We start from the raw sequence: 15,055 nt of genomic DNA, 5'->3' as shown, positions 1-15,055 counted from the left end.
CTGTGGGCAATGCGGGGGAGCTGAAGCTGATGCATCAGCGATGCTGCGAGGCCCGATCAGGAGACGTCCTTATAATCGGGGGGAGATTGTAACGAAGAAACGCGCGGAAATGATCCTGTTTAATGACTTTTATTAGTCTTTTGGTCAGGTAGCCATCATCGGTTGCACCCGGGCGCGGGCAATGCGTGGGCTGACGCGGGCGCTGGCGGGTAGCGGCTGGTGCAACCAGTTGAGACGGATTTCCTCGATTTCCACCCAGCCGTCGCCCATTGGCGGCACTTTGCAGTGCTTGAAAGCCTGGCAGCGGCCCTGCGGGTCGAGCTTGGCGAAGCTGCGGTATTTCTGGCGCGGAGCGAACAAGGACCAGAGGAAATGCATGGCGATGTACCTGTTGGGCAGTTGCGATGAAGAATGCCGCCTGGGCGTTACATGGCCATGTAACGTCCATGACGGGGAGGTTACAGCAAGCGCCTTGTACCGAACCTGTATGAGAGCTGACTGACTCGCGCCGGGCCGCTGGTTAGCGGCCGCTGACCCCCGCTATACTGCGCGTCTGTCTGTGCCTGATTCCTGGAGAAATGAGCATGTTGCAACGCCTGTTGTTCGGTTTGATCACTGTGACCAGTTTGACGCTGGCTGGTTGCGCCCATAGCCCGCAACAACTCAGCCCGGAACCGAAGCTCACCACTCAGCTCGCGCCGGTCGGCCATGGCCAGCCGGTGGTCGTGAAAGTGGTCGATGGCCGTCCGTCGCCAACCCTGGGTACCCGCGGCGGGCTGTACCCTGAAACCAGCGCGATTACCGTCCAGGGCGCGCAGATCCTGCCGAAGCTGCAGGCCCAGGCCGAAGCCGCGGTACGCCTGCTGGGCTTTACCCCGACCGCCAACGCGCTGAACGCTCCGCAACTGACCGTGACCCTGGCCGAGCTGAAGTATCAGTCGCCCAAGGAAGGCCTGTACGTGACCGAGGCCACCATCGGCGCGACCTTCCGTTCCGATGTGCAGAACGCCAACCGCCGCTACAGCGGTCGCTACGGTGCGTCCCTGGACCAGCGTTTCGGCATGGCGCCGAACCAGGAAACCAATACCAAGCTGGTCAGCGACGTGCTCAGCGACGCCTTGACCCGCCTGTTCAAGGACCCGAGCATCGGCCAGATTCTCGGCGAATGATGTGAGCTTTGTGTAGCCGCTGCCGCAGGCTCGGGCCGCGTTCGGACGATAAGGCCCGAAGGGCCTTGCTTGACGGCTTCGGCGCTGTACACAAAAAAGCCCGGCTTCCACAGAAGCCGGGCTTTTTATTGACTGTCGATTTGTTTCGAGTTCGGCCTCACGCCGCCTCGACGTAAAAATCCAGCACGCTGACGCCTGTCAGCAGGTCGGTTTCCGGCAGGTCGGCATGCTGGTGCCCGCCGAGGGCGCAATACACCAGCCAGTGGCGGTCCTGGACGTTGAAGGCCAGGGCGCCGATCAAGGCTTCCTGTTCGTCGCTGGGGGCGATCAGGTAGAGGCGGTCCTGGTTTTCTGCGTGCAGCATGACAAGCTCCGTGTCGGTTTCGAGGGGCGCCAGACTGGCCTGTTTGTATGACGAACGTATGACAGGACGAATTAACCGGCAGGCGGCTTGTTATCTGTCGGAAAGCCCCAGGCAGAAAGTGGGCCTTTGGGTAAAATCCGCGCCGCGAGTCGCCAGGGCTCGTTATCCGGTTTCATTCGAGGTTCGTGATGTCGCTGCAACTGATCTGGTCGCTGTTCAGCGCCCACCCCGCCAAGCTGATCAATATTCTTGCCTTGCTGTTCGCCTTTCCCGGTAGCTGGTTGTTGCACGCCACCCGACGTCGTGAGCAGCGTGCGCTGGCCAATCTGGCCGCCCAGGGCCAATCCCGCTCCCAGGATCTGCCGGGGCAGGCATTGGACGATGCGACCTTGCGCATGAACCGGTTCTTCTACCGCTTCGGTTTTGCTTGCCTGGGGCTGGCGTTGCTGGTGTCCTGGATCAGCACCCGATTCTGAAAGCCGAGGCCGCTCTCGCGAGCAAGCTGGCGATCGGCATCGTTTCCCGGCACACATTGCACAAACGACAACGGCGCCTTCTGGCGCCGTTGTCGTGTGCGGTGAGTGTTATGGCAATGCCAGTCCCGCCTTGACCCGATACTGATTGCGCACCGGTGTCGCATATTGCAGCACCAGGTACGGGCGATGTTCCTCCGGGCAGGCGTCCAGGCGCCGTTGCCACTCTTCCTGGGCCTTGGCCAGTTCGTCCGCCGGGAACACCTGGGCCGCGCTCGGTACCTGCAGCGCCGGGTCGGCATCGCTCCACTGGGCGTAGGCCAGGTAATGCACCGGGAACAGGCGATAACCGCCGAGGATCTGCCGGTCCATCTCCACCGCCAATTGCTTGGTGTCCTCGAACAGCTCGCTGATCGGCGCGGCGAAGTTCACGTGGACCCGGCCCTTATAGCCGGTGATGCCCTTGGCGATGCTGATGTCGTCCTCGCCCGGGGCCTTGGTGTAGCTGCCGGTGGTGGCGCGGATATACAGCTCGCGGGCCTTGGCCTGATCGCAAGGGTCGTATTCGTAGCTGATCGACACCGGGGTCAGGTTCAGCGACTGGATGACCTCGCCGAACGGCTCGTCCTTGCGGCTCATGTGGAACATCTTGAGGATCGCCGACTCGGTACGGTCGTCGCCGTCCTTGGCCCGGCCTTCGGCCTGGGCAATCCAGATCGATGCGCAATCGTTGCGGATCGAGTGGTTGATGTAGGCCGACAGCAGCTGGTAGGCGGCCATCTTTTCCCGGCGTCCGGTGATAGAACGGTGCACGATGAAGCTCTTGTTCAGGCGCATCAGGTCGCTGACGAAGGGCTTTTGCAGCAGGTTGTCGCCGATGGCGATGCGCGGGGTCGGCAGCCCGGCGTGGTACACCGCGTAATTGACGAAGGCCGGGTCCATCACGATGTCGCGGTGGTTGGCGATAAACAGGTAGGCGCTGCCGGACTTGAATTGCTCGACCCCGGTGTAGGTCACGCCGTCGGTGGCCCGCTCGATGGTGCGGTCGACGTAGAACTCGACCTTGTCCTGCAGGGTCGCCACCGAAGTAACCGCGGCGAACTCACGGCGCAGCCGATGAGCTATAAGGGGTTTGAGCAGCCAGCCGAAAGCACCGGCAAAGCGCGGGAAGCTGAAGTGGGTGAGGATATCTAGAAACGCCTTGTCGCCGAGCAGTCGAGCCAGCACCGCTGGTACTTCAGTGTCGTCGTAAGGTCGGATGGCATCGAATTCGCCCATCATGCTCTCTTGTTGGAAACGGCTAGGTAAGAAAAGGTTTGGATCGAAAAATAGCCGGGCGCGGTCTGAAAAGTAAGCTCAGATCTCAATAGCCCTGCAAATAGACCGGCGATTATACGCACAAGTCACTCCGGAGGCCGCGATGCTGGAAACCGAGCGCTATCAATGTCCCTACTGTGGTGAAGAGGCCGAGGCTGTACTGGACCTGTCCGGGGGCGATCAGCAGTACATCGAGGATTGTCCGGTCTGTTGTCGGCCCATTGTGTTCACCCTGCAGACCGACGGGCAGGAATGGATGCTCGACGTGCGCAGCGAAAACGAGTGACGGGGGGCTTTATGCAGCGAATCTACGAACCGGAAAACCTGCTGGAGGCGGAATTGCTCCAGGGCATGCTGGCCAGCGAGGGGGTCGAGGCGCATCTGGTGGGGCGGGATTTGCTTGGTGGTACCGGGGAGTTGCCCATGTTCGGCCTCCTTGGGCTGGCGGTGGATAACGACCAGGCGCAATACGCTCGGGAGCTGATCGCCGCGTACAATGCCGCGCTGCCGATGCCCGGCGACGAGCCGGCCAATCATGCCGGTGTGCTGATCTGTTAGGCTGGCCGCCGATTTTCCGAGAGTTGTTTGCCCCATGTGTGGACGTTATGCCCTGTTTCGCTGGAACCAAGCGTTTGCCGCCTTGCCCGGATTTCCGGCGGACCAGCAGGCGCAGTGGAACATTTCACCCAACGATTCGGTGCTGATCCTGCGCAGCAGCGACGGCCAGCGCAACCTTGCCCGCGCCCGCTGGGGCCTGACGCCGCCCTGGCTGACCGATCTGTCACGGACCCCGGCCCATGCCCGCGCCGAAACCCTGGCCGAACAGCCGATGTTCCGCGAAGCCTTTCGCCAGCGCCGCTGCCTGCTGCCGGCCAACGGTTTTTACGAATGGCGCGGCGGCACCCGCAAACGCCCGTACTGGCTGACGCCGGGGGAGGGTTCGTCGCTGTTCTTCGCGGCGATCTGGGAAGCCTATCCGGTGCAGGAACAGGTCTGGCTGAGCACCGCGGTGGTCACCCAGCCGGCGGCCAGCCAGCGTCGGCCATTGATTCTCGATGCCCAGGGCCAGGAAGCCTGGCTCGACCCCGATACACCGTTGCCGGTGCTGCAAGCCTTGCTGGCCAGCCCACCGGCCGCCTTGCGCGAGCGGGTGCTGGCCAACCTGGTGAACGATCCGAAGCTCAACGCCCCGGAATGCCTGACTCCGGGTTGACGCCGTCCCTGAATCGCGTGGCCTGATTCGGCGAGCGCTTCGCACGGAGTGCCGCCCAACTCGATCGCAGCCTGCGGCAGCGGCTACAGAGCCCGTGTCGGGCTCTTGAATCGCGCCGCAATTCCTGTAGCCGCTGCCGAAGGTTGCGCAAGGTCCGCAGGGCCTTTTTTACACCTTGAACTGATTGATCAGGCGCCGCTGCTGCTCGGCCAGCTTGGTCAGGCCGGCGCTGGCCGCGCTGGATTCGTCGGCGCCGCCGGCCACTTCGTTGGCCACCTGGCCGATATTGATCACGTTGCGGTTGATGTCCTCGGCGACCGCACTTTGCTCTTCGGCGGCGCTGGCGATCTGGGTGTTCATGTCATTGATCACCGACACCGCCTGAGTGATGGTTTCCAGGGCCTCGGCTGCTTTTGCCGCGTGCTGCACGCTTTCGTCGGTGCGGTTCTGGCTGTCTTCCATGACCCGTACCACATCGCGGGTGCCTTGCTGCAGTTGCTGGATCATCGACTGGATTTCTTCGGTCGCCTGCTGGGTTTTCTGCGCCAGGTTGCGCACTTCATCGGCCACCACGGCAAAGCCGCGGCCCTGTTCGCCGGCGCGGGCGGCTTCGATGGCGGCGTTGAGGGCCAGCAGGTTGGTCTGTTCGGCGATGCCGCGAATGGCGATCAGGATTGCGTTGATGTTTTCGCTGTCCTTGGCCAGGGTCTGCACGACGCCCACCGCCCGGCCGATTTCCACGGCCAGGGCGCCGATGGCGGTCGAGGTGTCGCGCACGATCCGCATGCCCTGGCTGGCGGCCTGGTCGGCATGGTTGGCGGCTTGCGCGGCCTGGGTCGCGTTGCGGGCCACGTCCTGGGCGGTGGCGGTCATTTCATGCACGGCGGTGGCCACCTGGTCGATCTCGGCCATCTGCTTGTGCACGCCCTGGTTGGTGCGAATGGCGATATCGGCGGTGTGTTCGGAGGAGTCGCTGACGCTCTGCACCGAGGTCACCACCTGGCTGATCATCGCCTGCAGCTTGGCCAGGAAGGTATTGAAGCCCTTGGCGATCGAGCCCAGTTCGTCGGCGCGGTCGCTGCTCAGGCGGCGGGTCAGGTCGCCTTCGCCCTGGGCGATGTCGTCGAGCATGGCCACCATTTGCTTGAGCGGACGGGCGATGCCGTGGCCCACCAGCCAGATCACCAACAGGCCGAGGCCGGCGATGATCAGGCCGACCATGGCCATGCCGAAGGTGTCGGCCTGGCGTTGTTCGGCCAGGTCGCTCTGCAGTTTCTGCAGGTCGGCCATGACAGCGTCCAGCGGCAGTTGCAGCATCAGGGTCCAGCGGGCGTCGGCCTGGCCAATGCCGAACGGCAGGTACAGCTCGATCCGTCCGTTGGCCTGATCGACGTTGTAGTTCACTTCGCCGCGCTTGAGGTTGCCCAGCTTGGCGACTTCCTCGCTGTCGAGAATGTCGCTGACCTTTTCGCCGAACTTGCTCGGGTCCTTGGTGTAGGCCACCAGCCGGCCATTGCCACCGATCAGGGCCATTTCACCGACGCCGTTATAGAGTTTCCGGTTGGCGCCCAGGAGCATGTCCTGGATGAAGTTCACCGACAGGTCGGCGCCGACGATGCCCTGGAAGGCCCCGTCGAGCAGGATGGGCTCAATAAAGGAGGCGAGCATGACGATCTTGTCGCCGACCTTGTATGGCGCCGGGTCGATCACGCAGGATTTCCGGCTTTCCTTGGAGCACAGGTAGTACTCGCTGGCACGCACGCCAGTGGACAGGACTTTCTGGTCGTCCACGTCCACCAGTTTGTCCAGGCCCAGGCTGCCGTCTTCGTTGCGGAACCACCACGGCAGGAAGCGTCCGTTGCTGGCATCGATACCCACCACCTTGGTGTCGACATAGGCGCTGTCGTTATGGTCGATGGCGTTTTTTTCCCAGCCTATATAGGCACCGAGAATCTTCGGGTTCTGCGCGACGTTTTCCTTGATCAGGTTGATCAGCTGCTCGCGGCTGAGATTGAGCTGTGGATTGCCGTCCGCGCCCTTGCTGCCGATCAGCGCGTTGATCCGCACCAGCCCGCCGGCGATCAGCAGGGGCGCCTCGAGTTCGCGCTGGATCTGGCTGACCTGGGTCTGCGCCAGGCCGACCAGCCGTTGTTCGATGACTTGCTCGAACTGGGCCTGGGTTTGCTGCTGGACCATCTCCTGGGTCCGGGCGCCGGCGAACAGGGCGTACAGCACCAGGGCAACGACCACGCTGAGGACGATGGCACCGGCCAGGGCGGCCACGGAAAACTGGATCGACTTGAATTTCATAAGGGCTCCGGACGCAGGAATGACGTCTGCCCCGTTGTATCGGCAAGGCCCTCGCCGACCATGAGCGAGGATTGGAAAAATGGCTGTTTTGTAGGCTGGCATGTCGCAAATGGACAGCTGCCGGCCGTTGCCAGCGCGGAGGGGGAGGTTCTGTGAATTTTTTCCTACGGTGCCGTATCTGAAAACAGCGTGCTACACGTCCGTTGTATCTGGCGTCGATACACAACTGGGCCTAGGATACGCGCCATGTTTTCAGGGAGCGTTTTCATGAGTAAGAAGCAGGTTTTGGGTGCACTCACCGCTGCGTTGCTGCTGTCGGGTTGCCAGTCGGTCAACACCACCAGCGGTGGCGCTGTTGGGGTCGATCGCAAGCAGTACATGTTCAGCATGCTGTCGACCGATGAGGTCAACCAGTCCTACGCGCAGTCCTATCAACAGACGATCGGCGAGGCGAGCAGCAAGAACGTGCTGGACAAGTCCAGTGCCAATGCCAGGCGCCTCCAGGCGATCGCTAACCGGCTGATTGCCCAGGCTCCGGTGTTCCGCCCGGATTCCGCGCAGTGGAATTGGGAAGTCAACCTGATTAAGAACGATGAGCTCAACGCCAACTGTGGTCCTGGCGGCAAGATCATTTTCTACACTGGGATCATCGACAAGTTGCAACTGACCGACGATGAAATCGCCGCGGTCATGGGCCATGAAATCGCCCACGCCTTGCGCGAGCACGGTCGTGAAGCGATGTCCAAGGCCTACGGTGTCAGCGCGCTGAAGCAGATTGCGCTGATCGCCGGCGCGCCGCAGGAAGCGGTCGCCGTGGGCGACAACGGGGTCAACCTGTTGATGACTCTGCCCAACAGTCGCGGCAATGAAAACGAAGCCGACCTGATCGGCCTGGAACTGGCGGCCCGCGCCGGCTACAACCCGAACGCGGCCATCACCCTGTGGAACAAGATGAGCAAGGCTTCGGAAGGCGCGCCACCTGAGTTCCTCAGTACTCACCCGGCGTCCGGCAGTCGTATTTCCTCATTGGAAGCGGCGATTCCGAAGGTGATGCCGTTGTACCAGCAGGCCAAGAGGCCCTGATCGTCAGGCGTCGTTGTTGACGACAGGGTCGTGAACAAGCCGGCCCCCTGCAAAAGAAAGCCCCGACTGGTTCGGGGCTTTTTTGTGCTCGCAGGTTTGCCTGGAGGCGTGCCTGCTGATGGTGCGCTTACAACCAGCCGCTGCTTTGCATGGCCTTGTACACCGCGACAATGGCCAGGATGAAGAACGCCGAGGCCGCGAGGCGACGGATCAGGGTCAGGGGCAGTTTCTCCGCCGCGAAGTTGCCGGCCAGTACCACCGGGACGTTGGCGATCAGCATGCCGGCGGTGGTGCCGATGATGACCAGCCACAGTTCCGGGTATTGCGCCGCGAGCATGACGGTGGCGATCTGGGTCTTGTCGCCGATTTCAGCGAGGAAGAACGCGATCAGCGTGGTCAGGAAGGGGCCGAACTTGCGGGCGGTGCTGGCTTCGTCGTCGTCCATCTTGTCCGGCACCAGGGTCCAGAGTGCGGTCGCGGTAAAGCTCGCGGCGAGGATCCAGTGCAAGGTCGCGTCCGAGAAGAAGCTGCCGAACCAGGCGCCTACCGCACCGGCTGCCGCATGGTTGGCCAGGGTCGCGGCGACGATGCCGGCGATGATCGGCCAGGGTTTGCGAAAGCGCGCGGCGAGAATGAGGGCAAGCAGTTGCGTCTTGTCGCCGATTTCGGCCAAGGCAACGATCGCGGTGGGAACCAGTAGAGAATCCAGCATCAGGGCATTCCTAAGGGGCGGGTCGACACGGCTATGACACGTACAGCCTTCCCGCCCCGGGTAAGGTGTGCGTGTCATAGGTCTTGTCAAACCCTGCGGTCCGTCTGTGCGGACTCTTGGGTCGCATGCGCCATGATCTGAGGATCAAGTATGTTGACGCATGCCGGGCGAGCGTGGTGCTCGCGGGAGACTACTCCCCTAGGACGGAGCGGATTCTGCCTAGGCAAAATCCATTCGGCAAGCGTTCTTTTGCAAAAAGGTTTTCAGCCGCGCTTGGCGCTGTAGATGCGAAAACCCTGGCCTTCGGCCTTGATCGAACAAGGGCCGAGATGCTCTTCGATCAGCGGTTGATAACGCAGGAAGCTGTTGGCCACCAGCCGAAGTTCGCCCCCCGTTTTCAGATGTTTGGCTGCTTTTCGCAGCAGGTTCTCTGTTGCCTGGTAGTCCGTGTGGACCCCGACATGGAACGGCGGATTGGTCAGGATGGTGTTCAAGCCCATGGGCGCGGCATCGATGCCGTCACCGGTCAGGACCTCGGCTTCCAGGCCATTGGCGGCCAGGGTCAGGCGACTGCTGGCAGCGGCGAAGGCGTCGACATCCAGCAGGGTTACATTGTTATGCGGGTAGCGCCGTTTGATCGCCGCACCCAGAACGCCGGCGCCGCAACCGAAATCCAGCAGGTGGCCGCTGGGCAGTTTGTCCAGGTGTTCCAGCAACAGGGCGCTGCCGCGATCCAGGCGACCATGGCTGAACACCCCCGGCAGGCTGACCACTTTCAGCGGCCCTTCGGCCAACGGCAGTTCATATTCCTGGGCCAGGCTTTCCAGGCTGACGGCTTGTGGCGCGTTATCGACCGTCACTTGCCACAGCTGGCAGTGCCGCGCGCTGTCGAGCTTGCGCGGTTTGCCGAAGGGGTTGAGCTGCTTGGCCGCGCGTTCGATGCCGCTGCGTTTTTCCCCGACCAGATACAGGTCGCGCCCGGCCAGGCGCGAGGCGAGGGCGTTGAGCAGGTAGTCGGTCAATTCCTTGGACTTGGGCAGGAACAGCACGGCGTTGGCAAAGGCTTGCTCGGGGGCCGTCACGCCGAAGTGGCTGCGCCCGGCGAAACGCGCATCCAGGGCGGCCTGATCGCCGGCGTGCCAGCACCAGCCATGGGCGCCCGGCAGGCGGCCGAGCAGGTCATCGGCGGGCAGGCCGGCCAGCAGCAGCGAGCCTTGAAACAAGTCAGCCTGACGAAGCAGTACTTCACTGCGCGGATCCATAATCTGCTCCTGGGAAAAAAGTGGCGCAGTTTATCAACTGACGACCCGCAGCGCTGTACCGCTGAAAAACGCCTGGGCGTTTTCCGCCAGCTGGCCGACGATGCGCTGCCGGGCTTCGCGGCTGCCCCAGGCGTTGTGTGGGGTCACGATCAGCCGCGGGATGTCATGGGCCAGCAGCGGGTTGCCTGCGGTCGGTGGCTCGACGCTCAACACGTCGGTGGCCGCGCCGCCCAGGTGACCGCTGCGCAGGGCATCGGCCAGGGCCTGCTCGTCGATCAGGCCGCCACGGGCGGTGTTGACCACAAAGGCCTGGGGCTTGAGCAGGGCCAGCTCCCGGGCGCCGATAAAGTGCCGGGTGTGTTCGTTGAGCGGGCAGTGCAAGGTCAGTGCATCGACTTGTGGCAGCAATTCATCCAGCGGCAGGCGGTCGGCGCGGGCCGGGCGGCCAGGAATCTGCCCCAGCAGCACGCGCATGCCGAAGGCTTCGGCCAGGCGGGCGACGGCGCCACCCAGTTCGCCATGGCCCAGCAGACCCAGGGTCTTGCCTTGCAGTTCGACGATCGGGAAGTCCAGCAGGCAGAACTGCCGGGCCTGCTGCCAGCGACCGTCGCTGACCGCCTGGCGGTAATCGCCGAGGCGGGTGGCGAGGTTAAGCAGCAGCATGAGGGTGTGCTGGGCCACCGATGGCGTGCCGTAGCCCTGGCAGTTGGCGACGGTGATGCCCAGGGCGCGGGCGGCGGCCAGTTCGACATTGTTGGTGCCGGTGGCCGCCACCAGGATCAGTTTCAGCTCGGGGCTGGCGGCCAGGGTTTCGGCATTGAGCGGTACTTTGTTGCTGATCGCCACCTGGGCTCCCTGCAGGCGCTCGACCACCTGTTCGGGGCTGGTCCGGTCATGCAGTTGCAGTTCGTCGAAGCTGTGGCGCAGCGCGTTGAGGTCGAGGTCGCCGAGGTCCAGGGAGCTGTGGTCGAGGAAGACGGCGCGGCGATTGTTAGTCATCAACTGTACCTTTTGCACGAGGGTCTGAAGGCGTAATCTGCCGAGCCTAACAGATGAAATAATTAGATACACAGGAGTGTCCATGTACCTCGCCGAGTTCTTGACCGTCGCCCTTATTCACCTGCTTGCAGTGGCCAGCCCGGGCCCGGATTTCGCCGTCGTGGTGCGCGAAAGCGTGACCCACGGTCGCCGCGCCGGCACCTGGACCGCCTTGGGCGTCGGCACTGCGATCTTCCTGCACGTGGGGTATTCGCTGCTGGGTATCGGTCTGATCGTGTCGCAGTCGATCGTGCTGTTCAACGCGCTGAAATGGGCCGCCGCCGCTTACCTGCTGTACATCGGCTACAAGGCCCTGCGGGCGCAGCCGGCCAAGCCCGCTACCGAGAATCTGCACCTGGAAGCTGGCGAGCGCACCGCGCGCGGCGCCTTCACTTCCGGCTTCGTGACCAACGGCCTGAACCCGAAAGCGACGCTGTTTTTCCTGTCACTGTTCACTGTGGTCATCAATCCGCACACGCCCCTGGCCATCCAGGCCGGTTATGGCGTGTACCTGGCGGTGGCGACGGCTACCTGGTTCTGCCTGGTGGCGCTGCTGTTCAGCCAGCAGAAAGTCCGCGCCGGTTTTGCCCGCATGGGCCACTGGTTCGACCGCACCATGGGCGCGGTGCTGATCGCCATCGGGGTGAAGCTGGCCTTTACCGAGATGCATTGAGGCGGTCTTTCTCGTCCATGCTTATCGGATATTTCTGATCATTAATTGGGATTAATCGTACAATCGTCCGCTTTTATGGCCACTCCGGCAGGTCGAGCCCCTTGACCGTCCGGAGAGCGCGAGACCGGACGCTTGATGACGATACAAAAAGTACCGCAGCAGTTGCTCTATCTGGTTTATGGCGGCAAAGAGGTTTATCGCCATGAAGCGAAGTTCAGCATTCTGACGGCCCTCGACCAGAGCAAGAGTGCCGAGCCGCTGGTGATTCGGGTCATGACCGACCGTCCCGAGGATTACCACGGCTGGCCGGTGCAAGTGGTGCCGTTGAGTGAGCAAACGCTGGTCGAGTGGCAGGGTGACCAGGGCTACTACCACCGACGCAAGGCCTGTGCCTTTGCCGCAGGCCTCCTGCTGGCGGACAAGACCCTGTTTGTCGATACCGACACCTTGTTCGAGGCCGACCCGCAGCGGCTGTTCGATCGCATCGCACCCGGCCAATACCTGATCGATGAAGACGAGTTTCTCTGGTCCGAGGTCCGTACCCGCCCCGAGTTCGTCAAACTCGACCGCTACCTGCAGGCCAGCGGTCAGTCGGTAGCCGACGACCAGCGTCTGTTCAACAGCGGGGTTTGTGGCCTGACGGCCGGCGATGGTCCGCTGATGCAAGCCTCGATTGCCTTGATTGACGAGTGGAGCGCCCACATCAAGGACCTGCACACACTGGAACAGATCGCCTTGTCATTTGCCTTGCGCGGTCAATCCGTGGGCGAGAGCAAGAGTTGCATCTATCACTACTTCTCCGACAAGGACTTCTTCCACGCCATGCAAGCGCTGTTCTTCCAGCGCCATGGCGAAGCCTTCCGGCCGGAGTTGCTGCGCCTGCAGCGCGAGGTCCCACGGCGTAAACCCTTGCCGTCGCTGTTTCAGCGCTCGCGGATCAAGTTCTACTTGAGGCGGCAGAACAAGGACATGCAAAAAGTCGGACGCGACTTGCTGTATGGCAGCTGCGGTCCGATCTCTCCCTATGTCGAGGCTTGCCGCCATGTCTGGTGGGATCAGGGGCTGCGTCAGATCCAGCGCCGGGGCATGAGCCAGCAGGCGCCGATTCGCGCGCTGGCACGTGGCGAATGGCCGGCCGGGTTGCCCAGGCCGCGTAACCGCGATTTGGAAAAACGTCTGCGCAGCTACCTGCAACAGCATTTGCAACCGCACGGGGCTACACCCGGGGCTAACTGATGGGGCTGTAATGGGTCCTGGCGCCTTGAGCTGATTCGGGGCGCCGAGCTATTCCCGCGCAGGGTGGTCGAGCAAACGGCTTGACGCTCACGCATGTGCCTTCCCATGGCGAATGTCTGGTCGCGCGAATGCTGGCTTGGAGCTAGCATTCGTACGGCTCTGCAAATCATTCCTTTGGCTGATTTGGCAGAGCCAGCGGCGCTCTAGAGTGAGCGTTCTTCAGCCACGACCGTGCAGTCACGAAAAGGGATGCTTATGTTGCAGACTCGCGTTATTCCGCCAGCCGAAGGCGCCTACCAATACCCGCTATTGATCAAGCGGCTGCTGATGTCCGGCACCCGTTACGAGAAAACCCGTGAAATCGTCTACCGGGACAAGCTGCGTTACAGCTACCCAACCCTGATCGAGCGCGTGGCCAGGCTGGCGAACGTGTTGACGGCTGCCGGGGTCAAGGCCGGGGATACCGTGGCGGTGATGGATTGGGACAGCCATCGCTATCTGGAGTGCATGTTCGCCATCCCGATGATCGGCGCGGTGATCCATACCATCAACGTACGCCTGTCGCCGGAACAGATCCTGTACACCATGAATCACGCCGAGGACCGCTTCGTGCTGGTCAACAGCGAGTTTGTCGGGCTCTACCAGGCGATCGCCGGGCAACTGAGCACGGTGGAGAAAACCCTGCTACTGACCGACGGCCCGGACAAGAGCGCCGACCTGCCCAACCTGGTGGGCGAATACGAGCAGCTTCTGGCGGCTGCCAGCACCCAGTACGCCTTCGAGGATTTCGACGAAAACTCGGTGGCCACCACCTTCTACACCACAGGCACCACCGGCAATCCGAAGGGCGTGTACTTCACCCACCGCCAGCTGGTGCTGCACACCATGGGCGTTGCGGTGATCATGGGCAGCATAGACAGCGTGCGCCTGCTGGGCACCAGCGATGTGTACATGCCCATTACCCCGATGTTCCACGTGCATGCCTGGGGCCTGCCTTATGTGGCGACCATGCTCGGCCTCAAGCAGGTCTACCCCGGCCGTTACGACCCGGAACTGCTGGTGGAGCTGTGGCGCAAGGAGAAGGTCACCTTCTCCCATTGCGTGCCGACTATCTTGCAGATGCTGCTCAATGCCAAGGCGGCCCAGGGCACGGATTTCGGCGGCTGGAAGATCGTCATTGGCGGCAGCGCGCTCAACCGTGCGCTGTACGAGGCCTCCAAGGCCAAGGGCATTCAGCTGACGGCGGCCTATGGCATGTCGGAAACCGGGCCGCTGGTGTCCTGCGCTCACCTTAACGAAGAACTGCTGGTGGGCACCGAGGATGAGCGCACTACCTACCGGATCAAGGCCGGCGTGCCCGGACCTCTGGTGGAGGCGGCGATTGTCGATGGCGATGGCAACTTCCTGCCGGCCGATGGCGAGACCCAGGGTGAGTTGGTGCTGCGTGCGCCCTGGTTGACCGAAGGCTATTTCAACGAGCCGCAGAAGGGCGCAGAGCTGTGGGAAGGCGGCTGGCTGCACACCGGCGACGTGGCGACTCTCGACGGCATGGGCGTGATCGATATTCGCGACCGGATCAAGGATGTGATCAAGACCGGAGGCGAGTGGGTATCGTCCCTGGCCCTGGAAGACCTGATCAGCCGCCACCCGGCGGTACGCGAAGTAGCAGTGGTGGGGATCCCCGATCCGCAATGGGGCGAGCGCCCGTTTGCCTTGCTGGTGGTCCGTGAAGGGCATGCGATCGAGGCCAAGGAGCTCAAGGAGCATCTCAAGCCGTTTGTCGAACAGGGGCACTTGAGCAAGTGGGCGATTCCCAGCCAGATCGCCCTTGTTACTGAAATTCCCAAGACCAGTGTCGGCAAGCTCGACAAGAAGCGCATCCGCCTCGACATCACCGAATGGCAGGCCAACAACAGCACCTTTCTTTCGACGCTATAAACACCTCCTACCGTGCCCGAAAGGGCACGGTAGAGCCCACCAAGCAAGCGCTTGCCTTGTCAAATCCGAATTTTCAGCCATCCTTGCCGTGCCGGCATTTGCCGGACTGGCGAAAGGACCGTTCCAGAGTGGTTGGAGGCTGCAAATCACACTTTAGAGGGATCAAGCCGTACCACCTGCTGGCTATAGTCCGCCCAAGGATTTTTAAGAACGGGGCAACCGCACAACATGGGGCGATGCAACTTTGAACGACTTCGGGGCTGACTG

General features: G+C 62.5%; 16 protein-coding genes, 1 pseudogene and 1 riboswitch. Of the genes and pseudogenes, 9 read left to right on the top strand and 8 right to left on the bottom strand.

The annotated features are described in order from the left end of the window. Positions 1 to 144 precede the first annotated feature (144 nt). Positions 145 to 378: a hypothetical protein gene (locus J4E58_RS10295; protein WP_025806225.1), complete on the bottom strand. Its 234-nt coding sequence runs from the start codon at positions 376 to 378 to the stop codon at positions 145 to 147. Between the two features lie 206 nt (positions 379 to 584). Between J4E58_RS10295 and J4E58_RS10290 the strand changes: the two genes are divergently transcribed. Next, the gene (locus J4E58_RS10290; protein ID WP_009045547.1) at positions 585 to 1,169 is read left to right on the top strand and encodes a YajG family lipoprotein; all 585 of its coding nucleotides are present in this window, start codon (positions 585 to 587) and stop codon (positions 1,167 to 1,169) included. 157 nt (positions 1,170 to 1,326) lie between these two features. Here the strand turns inward: J4E58_RS10290 and J4E58_RS10285 are convergent, their stop codons facing one another. After that, positions 1,327 to 1,533 (bottom strand): hypothetical protein, encoded by a 207-nt coding sequence (locus tag J4E58_RS10285; protein WP_087092024.1) that lies wholly within the window; start codon positions 1,531 to 1,533, stop codon positions 1,327 to 1,329. A 188-nt stretch (positions 1,534 to 1,721) separates the two neighbouring features. On the opposite strand from J4E58_RS10285, the gene J4E58_RS10280 reads away from it, so the two are divergent. Next, positions 1,722 to 2,009, top strand: a complete 288-nt coding sequence (locus tag J4E58_RS10280; protein WP_053262585.1) for a hypothetical protein — start codon at positions 1,722 to 1,724, stop codon at positions 2,007 to 2,009. Between the two features lie 108 nt (positions 2,010 to 2,117). On the opposite strand, the gene J4E58_RS10275 is transcribed toward J4E58_RS10280, so the two are convergent. Then, positions 2,118 to 3,284 (bottom strand): 1-acyl-sn-glycerol-3-phosphate acyltransferase, encoded by a 1,167-nt coding sequence (locus J4E58_RS10275; protein WP_007928394.1) that lies wholly within the window; start codon positions 3,282 to 3,284, stop codon positions 2,118 to 2,120. Between the two features lie 142 nt (positions 3,285 to 3,426). Here J4E58_RS10275 and J4E58_RS10270 point away from each other — a divergent pair, with 142 nt between their 5' ends. Genes J4E58_RS10270 through J4E58_RS10260 form a run of 3 tightly spaced genes read left to right on the top strand, consistent with a single transcriptional unit; the run spans position 3,427 to position 4,536 of the window. Then, positions 3,427 to 3,609, top strand: coding sequence for a CPXCG motif-containing cysteine-rich protein (locus J4E58_RS10270; RefSeq protein WP_007928395.1), 183 nt, complete (start codon positions 3,427 to 3,429; stop codon positions 3,607 to 3,609). Positions 3,610 to 3,620: 11 nt separating this feature from the next. After that, a complete protein-coding gene (locus J4E58_RS10265; RefSeq protein ID WP_007928396.1) occupies positions 3,621 to 3,881 on the top strand; it encodes a putative signal transducing protein in 261 nt (86 codons plus the stop codon). A 34-nt stretch (positions 3,882 to 3,915) separates the two neighbouring features. Beyond that, a complete protein-coding gene (locus J4E58_RS10260) occupies positions 3,916 to 4,536 on the top strand; it encodes an SOS response-associated peptidase (RefSeq protein WP_009045543.1) in 621 nt (206 codons plus the stop codon). Positions 4,537 to 4,704: 168 nt separating this feature from the next. Here J4E58_RS10260 and J4E58_RS32250 read toward each other — a convergent pair whose 3' ends face one another. Beyond that, entirely contained in the window at positions 4,705 to 5,448 is a 744-nt protein-coding gene (locus J4E58_RS32250; RefSeq protein WP_370686835.1) for a methyl-accepting chemotaxis protein, read from the bottom strand. Between the two features lie 111 nt (positions 5,449 to 5,559). After that, positions 5,560 to 5,757: pseudogene (locus tag J4E58_RS32245) on the bottom strand (HAMP domain-containing protein); the annotation flags it as partial. A gap of 1,356 nt (positions 5,758 to 7,113) precedes the next feature. On the opposite strand from J4E58_RS32245, the gene J4E58_RS10250 reads away from it, so the two are divergent. After that, complete coding sequence (locus J4E58_RS10250; RefSeq protein WP_007928401.1) at positions 7,114 to 7,929, top strand: M48 family metallopeptidase; 816 nt, start codon at positions 7,114 to 7,116, stop codon at positions 7,927 to 7,929. Positions 7,930 to 8,056: 127 nt separating this feature from the next. On the opposite strand, the gene J4E58_RS10245 is transcribed toward J4E58_RS10250, so the two are convergent. From J4E58_RS10245 to J4E58_RS10235, 3 genes are all read right to left on the bottom strand, one after another. Further along, entirely contained in the window at positions 8,057 to 8,641 is a 585-nt protein-coding gene (locus J4E58_RS10245) for a TMEM165/GDT1 family protein (RefSeq protein ID WP_009045541.1), read from the bottom strand. A gap of 89 nt (positions 8,642 to 8,730) precedes the next feature. Continuing rightward, a riboswitch (yybP-ykoY riboswitch) is annotated at positions 8,731 to 8,852 on the bottom strand. A gap of 52 nt (positions 8,853 to 8,904) precedes the next feature. Then, positions 8,905 to 9,903: a class I SAM-dependent methyltransferase gene (locus J4E58_RS10240; RefSeq protein WP_087092022.1), complete on the bottom strand. Its 999-nt coding sequence runs from the start codon at positions 9,901 to 9,903 to the stop codon at positions 8,905 to 8,907. Positions 9,904 to 9,936: 33 nt separating this feature from the next. Further along, the gene (locus J4E58_RS10235) at positions 9,937 to 10,902 is read right to left on the bottom strand and encodes a 2-hydroxyacid dehydrogenase (protein WP_087092021.1); all 966 of its coding nucleotides are present in this window, start codon (positions 10,900 to 10,902) and stop codon (positions 9,937 to 9,939) included. An 82-nt stretch (positions 10,903 to 10,984) separates the two neighbouring features. On the opposite strand from J4E58_RS10235, the gene J4E58_RS10230 reads away from it, so the two are divergent. The 3 genes from J4E58_RS10230 to J4E58_RS10220 all read left to right on the top strand — a co-directional run bounded on the left by J4E58_RS10230 (position 10,985) and on the right by J4E58_RS10220 (position 14,788). Beyond that, positions 10,985 to 11,614 carry a LysE family translocator gene (locus tag J4E58_RS10230; RefSeq protein ID WP_007928409.1) on the top strand — a complete coding sequence of 210 codons (630 nt, stop codon included), beginning with the start codon at positions 10,985 to 10,987 and terminating at the stop codon, positions 11,612 to 11,614. Between the two features lie 135 nt (positions 11,615 to 11,749). After that, positions 11,750 to 12,850 carry a hypothetical protein gene (locus J4E58_RS10225; protein WP_087092020.1) on the top strand — a complete coding sequence of 367 codons (1,101 nt, stop codon included), beginning with the start codon at positions 11,750 to 11,752 and terminating at the stop codon, positions 12,848 to 12,850. 255 nt (positions 12,851 to 13,105) lie between these two features. Beyond that, entirely contained in the window at positions 13,106 to 14,788 is a 1,683-nt protein-coding gene (locus J4E58_RS10220; RefSeq protein WP_053262578.1) for a fatty acid--CoA ligase, read from the top strand. The last annotated feature ends 267 nt before the right edge of the window (positions 14,789 to 15,055 follow it).

Source organism: Pseudomonas sp. FW305-25 (assembly GCF_017351415.1).
Taxonomy (GTDB): Bacteria; Pseudomonadota; Gammaproteobacteria; order Pseudomonadales; family Pseudomonadaceae; genus Aquipseudomonas; species Aquipseudomonas chlororaphis.
Note: the sequence above shows the minus strand (reverse complement) of the source record. Positions and strands in the feature narration are given on the sequence as shown.

What these genes read in the sequence shown, in the direction of transcription:
- J4E58_RS10295 (WP_025806225.1), bottom strand. Translation starts at nt 378, where the DNA reads ATGCATTTCCTCTGGTCCTTGTTCGCTCCGCGCCAGAAATACCGCAGC.
- J4E58_RS10290 (WP_009045547.1), top strand. Translation starts at nt 585, where the DNA reads ATGTTGCAACGCCTGTTGTTCGGTTTGATCACTGTGACCAGTTTGACG.
- J4E58_RS10285 (WP_087092024.1), bottom strand. Translation starts at nt 1,533, where the DNA reads ATGCTGCACGCAGAAAACCAGGACCGCCTCTACCTGATCGCCCCCAGC.
- J4E58_RS10280 (WP_053262585.1), top strand. Translation starts at nt 1,722, where the DNA reads ATGTCGCTGCAACTGATCTGGTCGCTGTTCAGCGCCCACCCCGCCAAG.
- J4E58_RS10275 (WP_007928394.1), bottom strand. Translation starts at nt 3,284, where the DNA reads ATGGGCGAATTCGATGCCATCCGACCTTACGACGACACTGAAGTACCA.
- J4E58_RS10270 (WP_007928395.1), top strand. Translation starts at nt 3,427, where the DNA reads ATGCTGGAAACCGAGCGCTATCAATGTCCCTACTGTGGTGAAGAGGCC.
- J4E58_RS10265 (WP_007928396.1), top strand. Translation starts at nt 3,621, where the DNA reads ATGCAGCGAATCTACGAACCGGAAAACCTGCTGGAGGCGGAATTGCTC.
- J4E58_RS10260 (WP_009045543.1), top strand. Translation starts at nt 3,916, where the DNA reads ATGTGTGGACGTTATGCCCTGTTTCGCTGGAACCAAGCGTTTGCCGCC.
- J4E58_RS32250 (WP_370686835.1), bottom strand. Translation starts at nt 5,448, where the DNA reads ATGGCCGAGATCGACCAGGTGGCCACCGCCGTGCATGAAATGACCGCC.
- J4E58_RS10250 (WP_007928401.1), top strand. Translation starts at nt 7,114, where the DNA reads ATGAGTAAGAAGCAGGTTTTGGGTGCACTCACCGCTGCGTTGCTGCTG.
- J4E58_RS10245 (WP_009045541.1), bottom strand. Translation starts at nt 8,641, where the DNA reads ATGCTGGATTCTCTACTGGTTCCCACCGCGATCGTTGCCTTGGCCGAA.
- J4E58_RS10240 (WP_087092022.1), bottom strand. Translation starts at nt 9,903, where the DNA reads ATGGATCCGCGCAGTGAAGTACTGCTTCGTCAGGCTGACTTGTTTCAA.
- J4E58_RS10235 (WP_087092021.1), bottom strand. Translation starts at nt 10,902, where the DNA reads ATGACTAACAATCGCCGCGCCGTCTTCCTCGACCACAGCTCCCTGGAC.
- J4E58_RS10230 (WP_007928409.1), top strand. Translation starts at nt 10,985, where the DNA reads ATGTACCTCGCCGAGTTCTTGACCGTCGCCCTTATTCACCTGCTTGCA.
- J4E58_RS10225 (WP_087092020.1), top strand. Translation starts at nt 11,750, where the DNA reads ATGACGATACAAAAAGTACCGCAGCAGTTGCTCTATCTGGTTTATGGC.
- J4E58_RS10220 (WP_053262578.1), top strand. Translation starts at nt 13,106, where the DNA reads ATGTTGCAGACTCGCGTTATTCCGCCAGCCGAAGGCGCCTACCAATAC.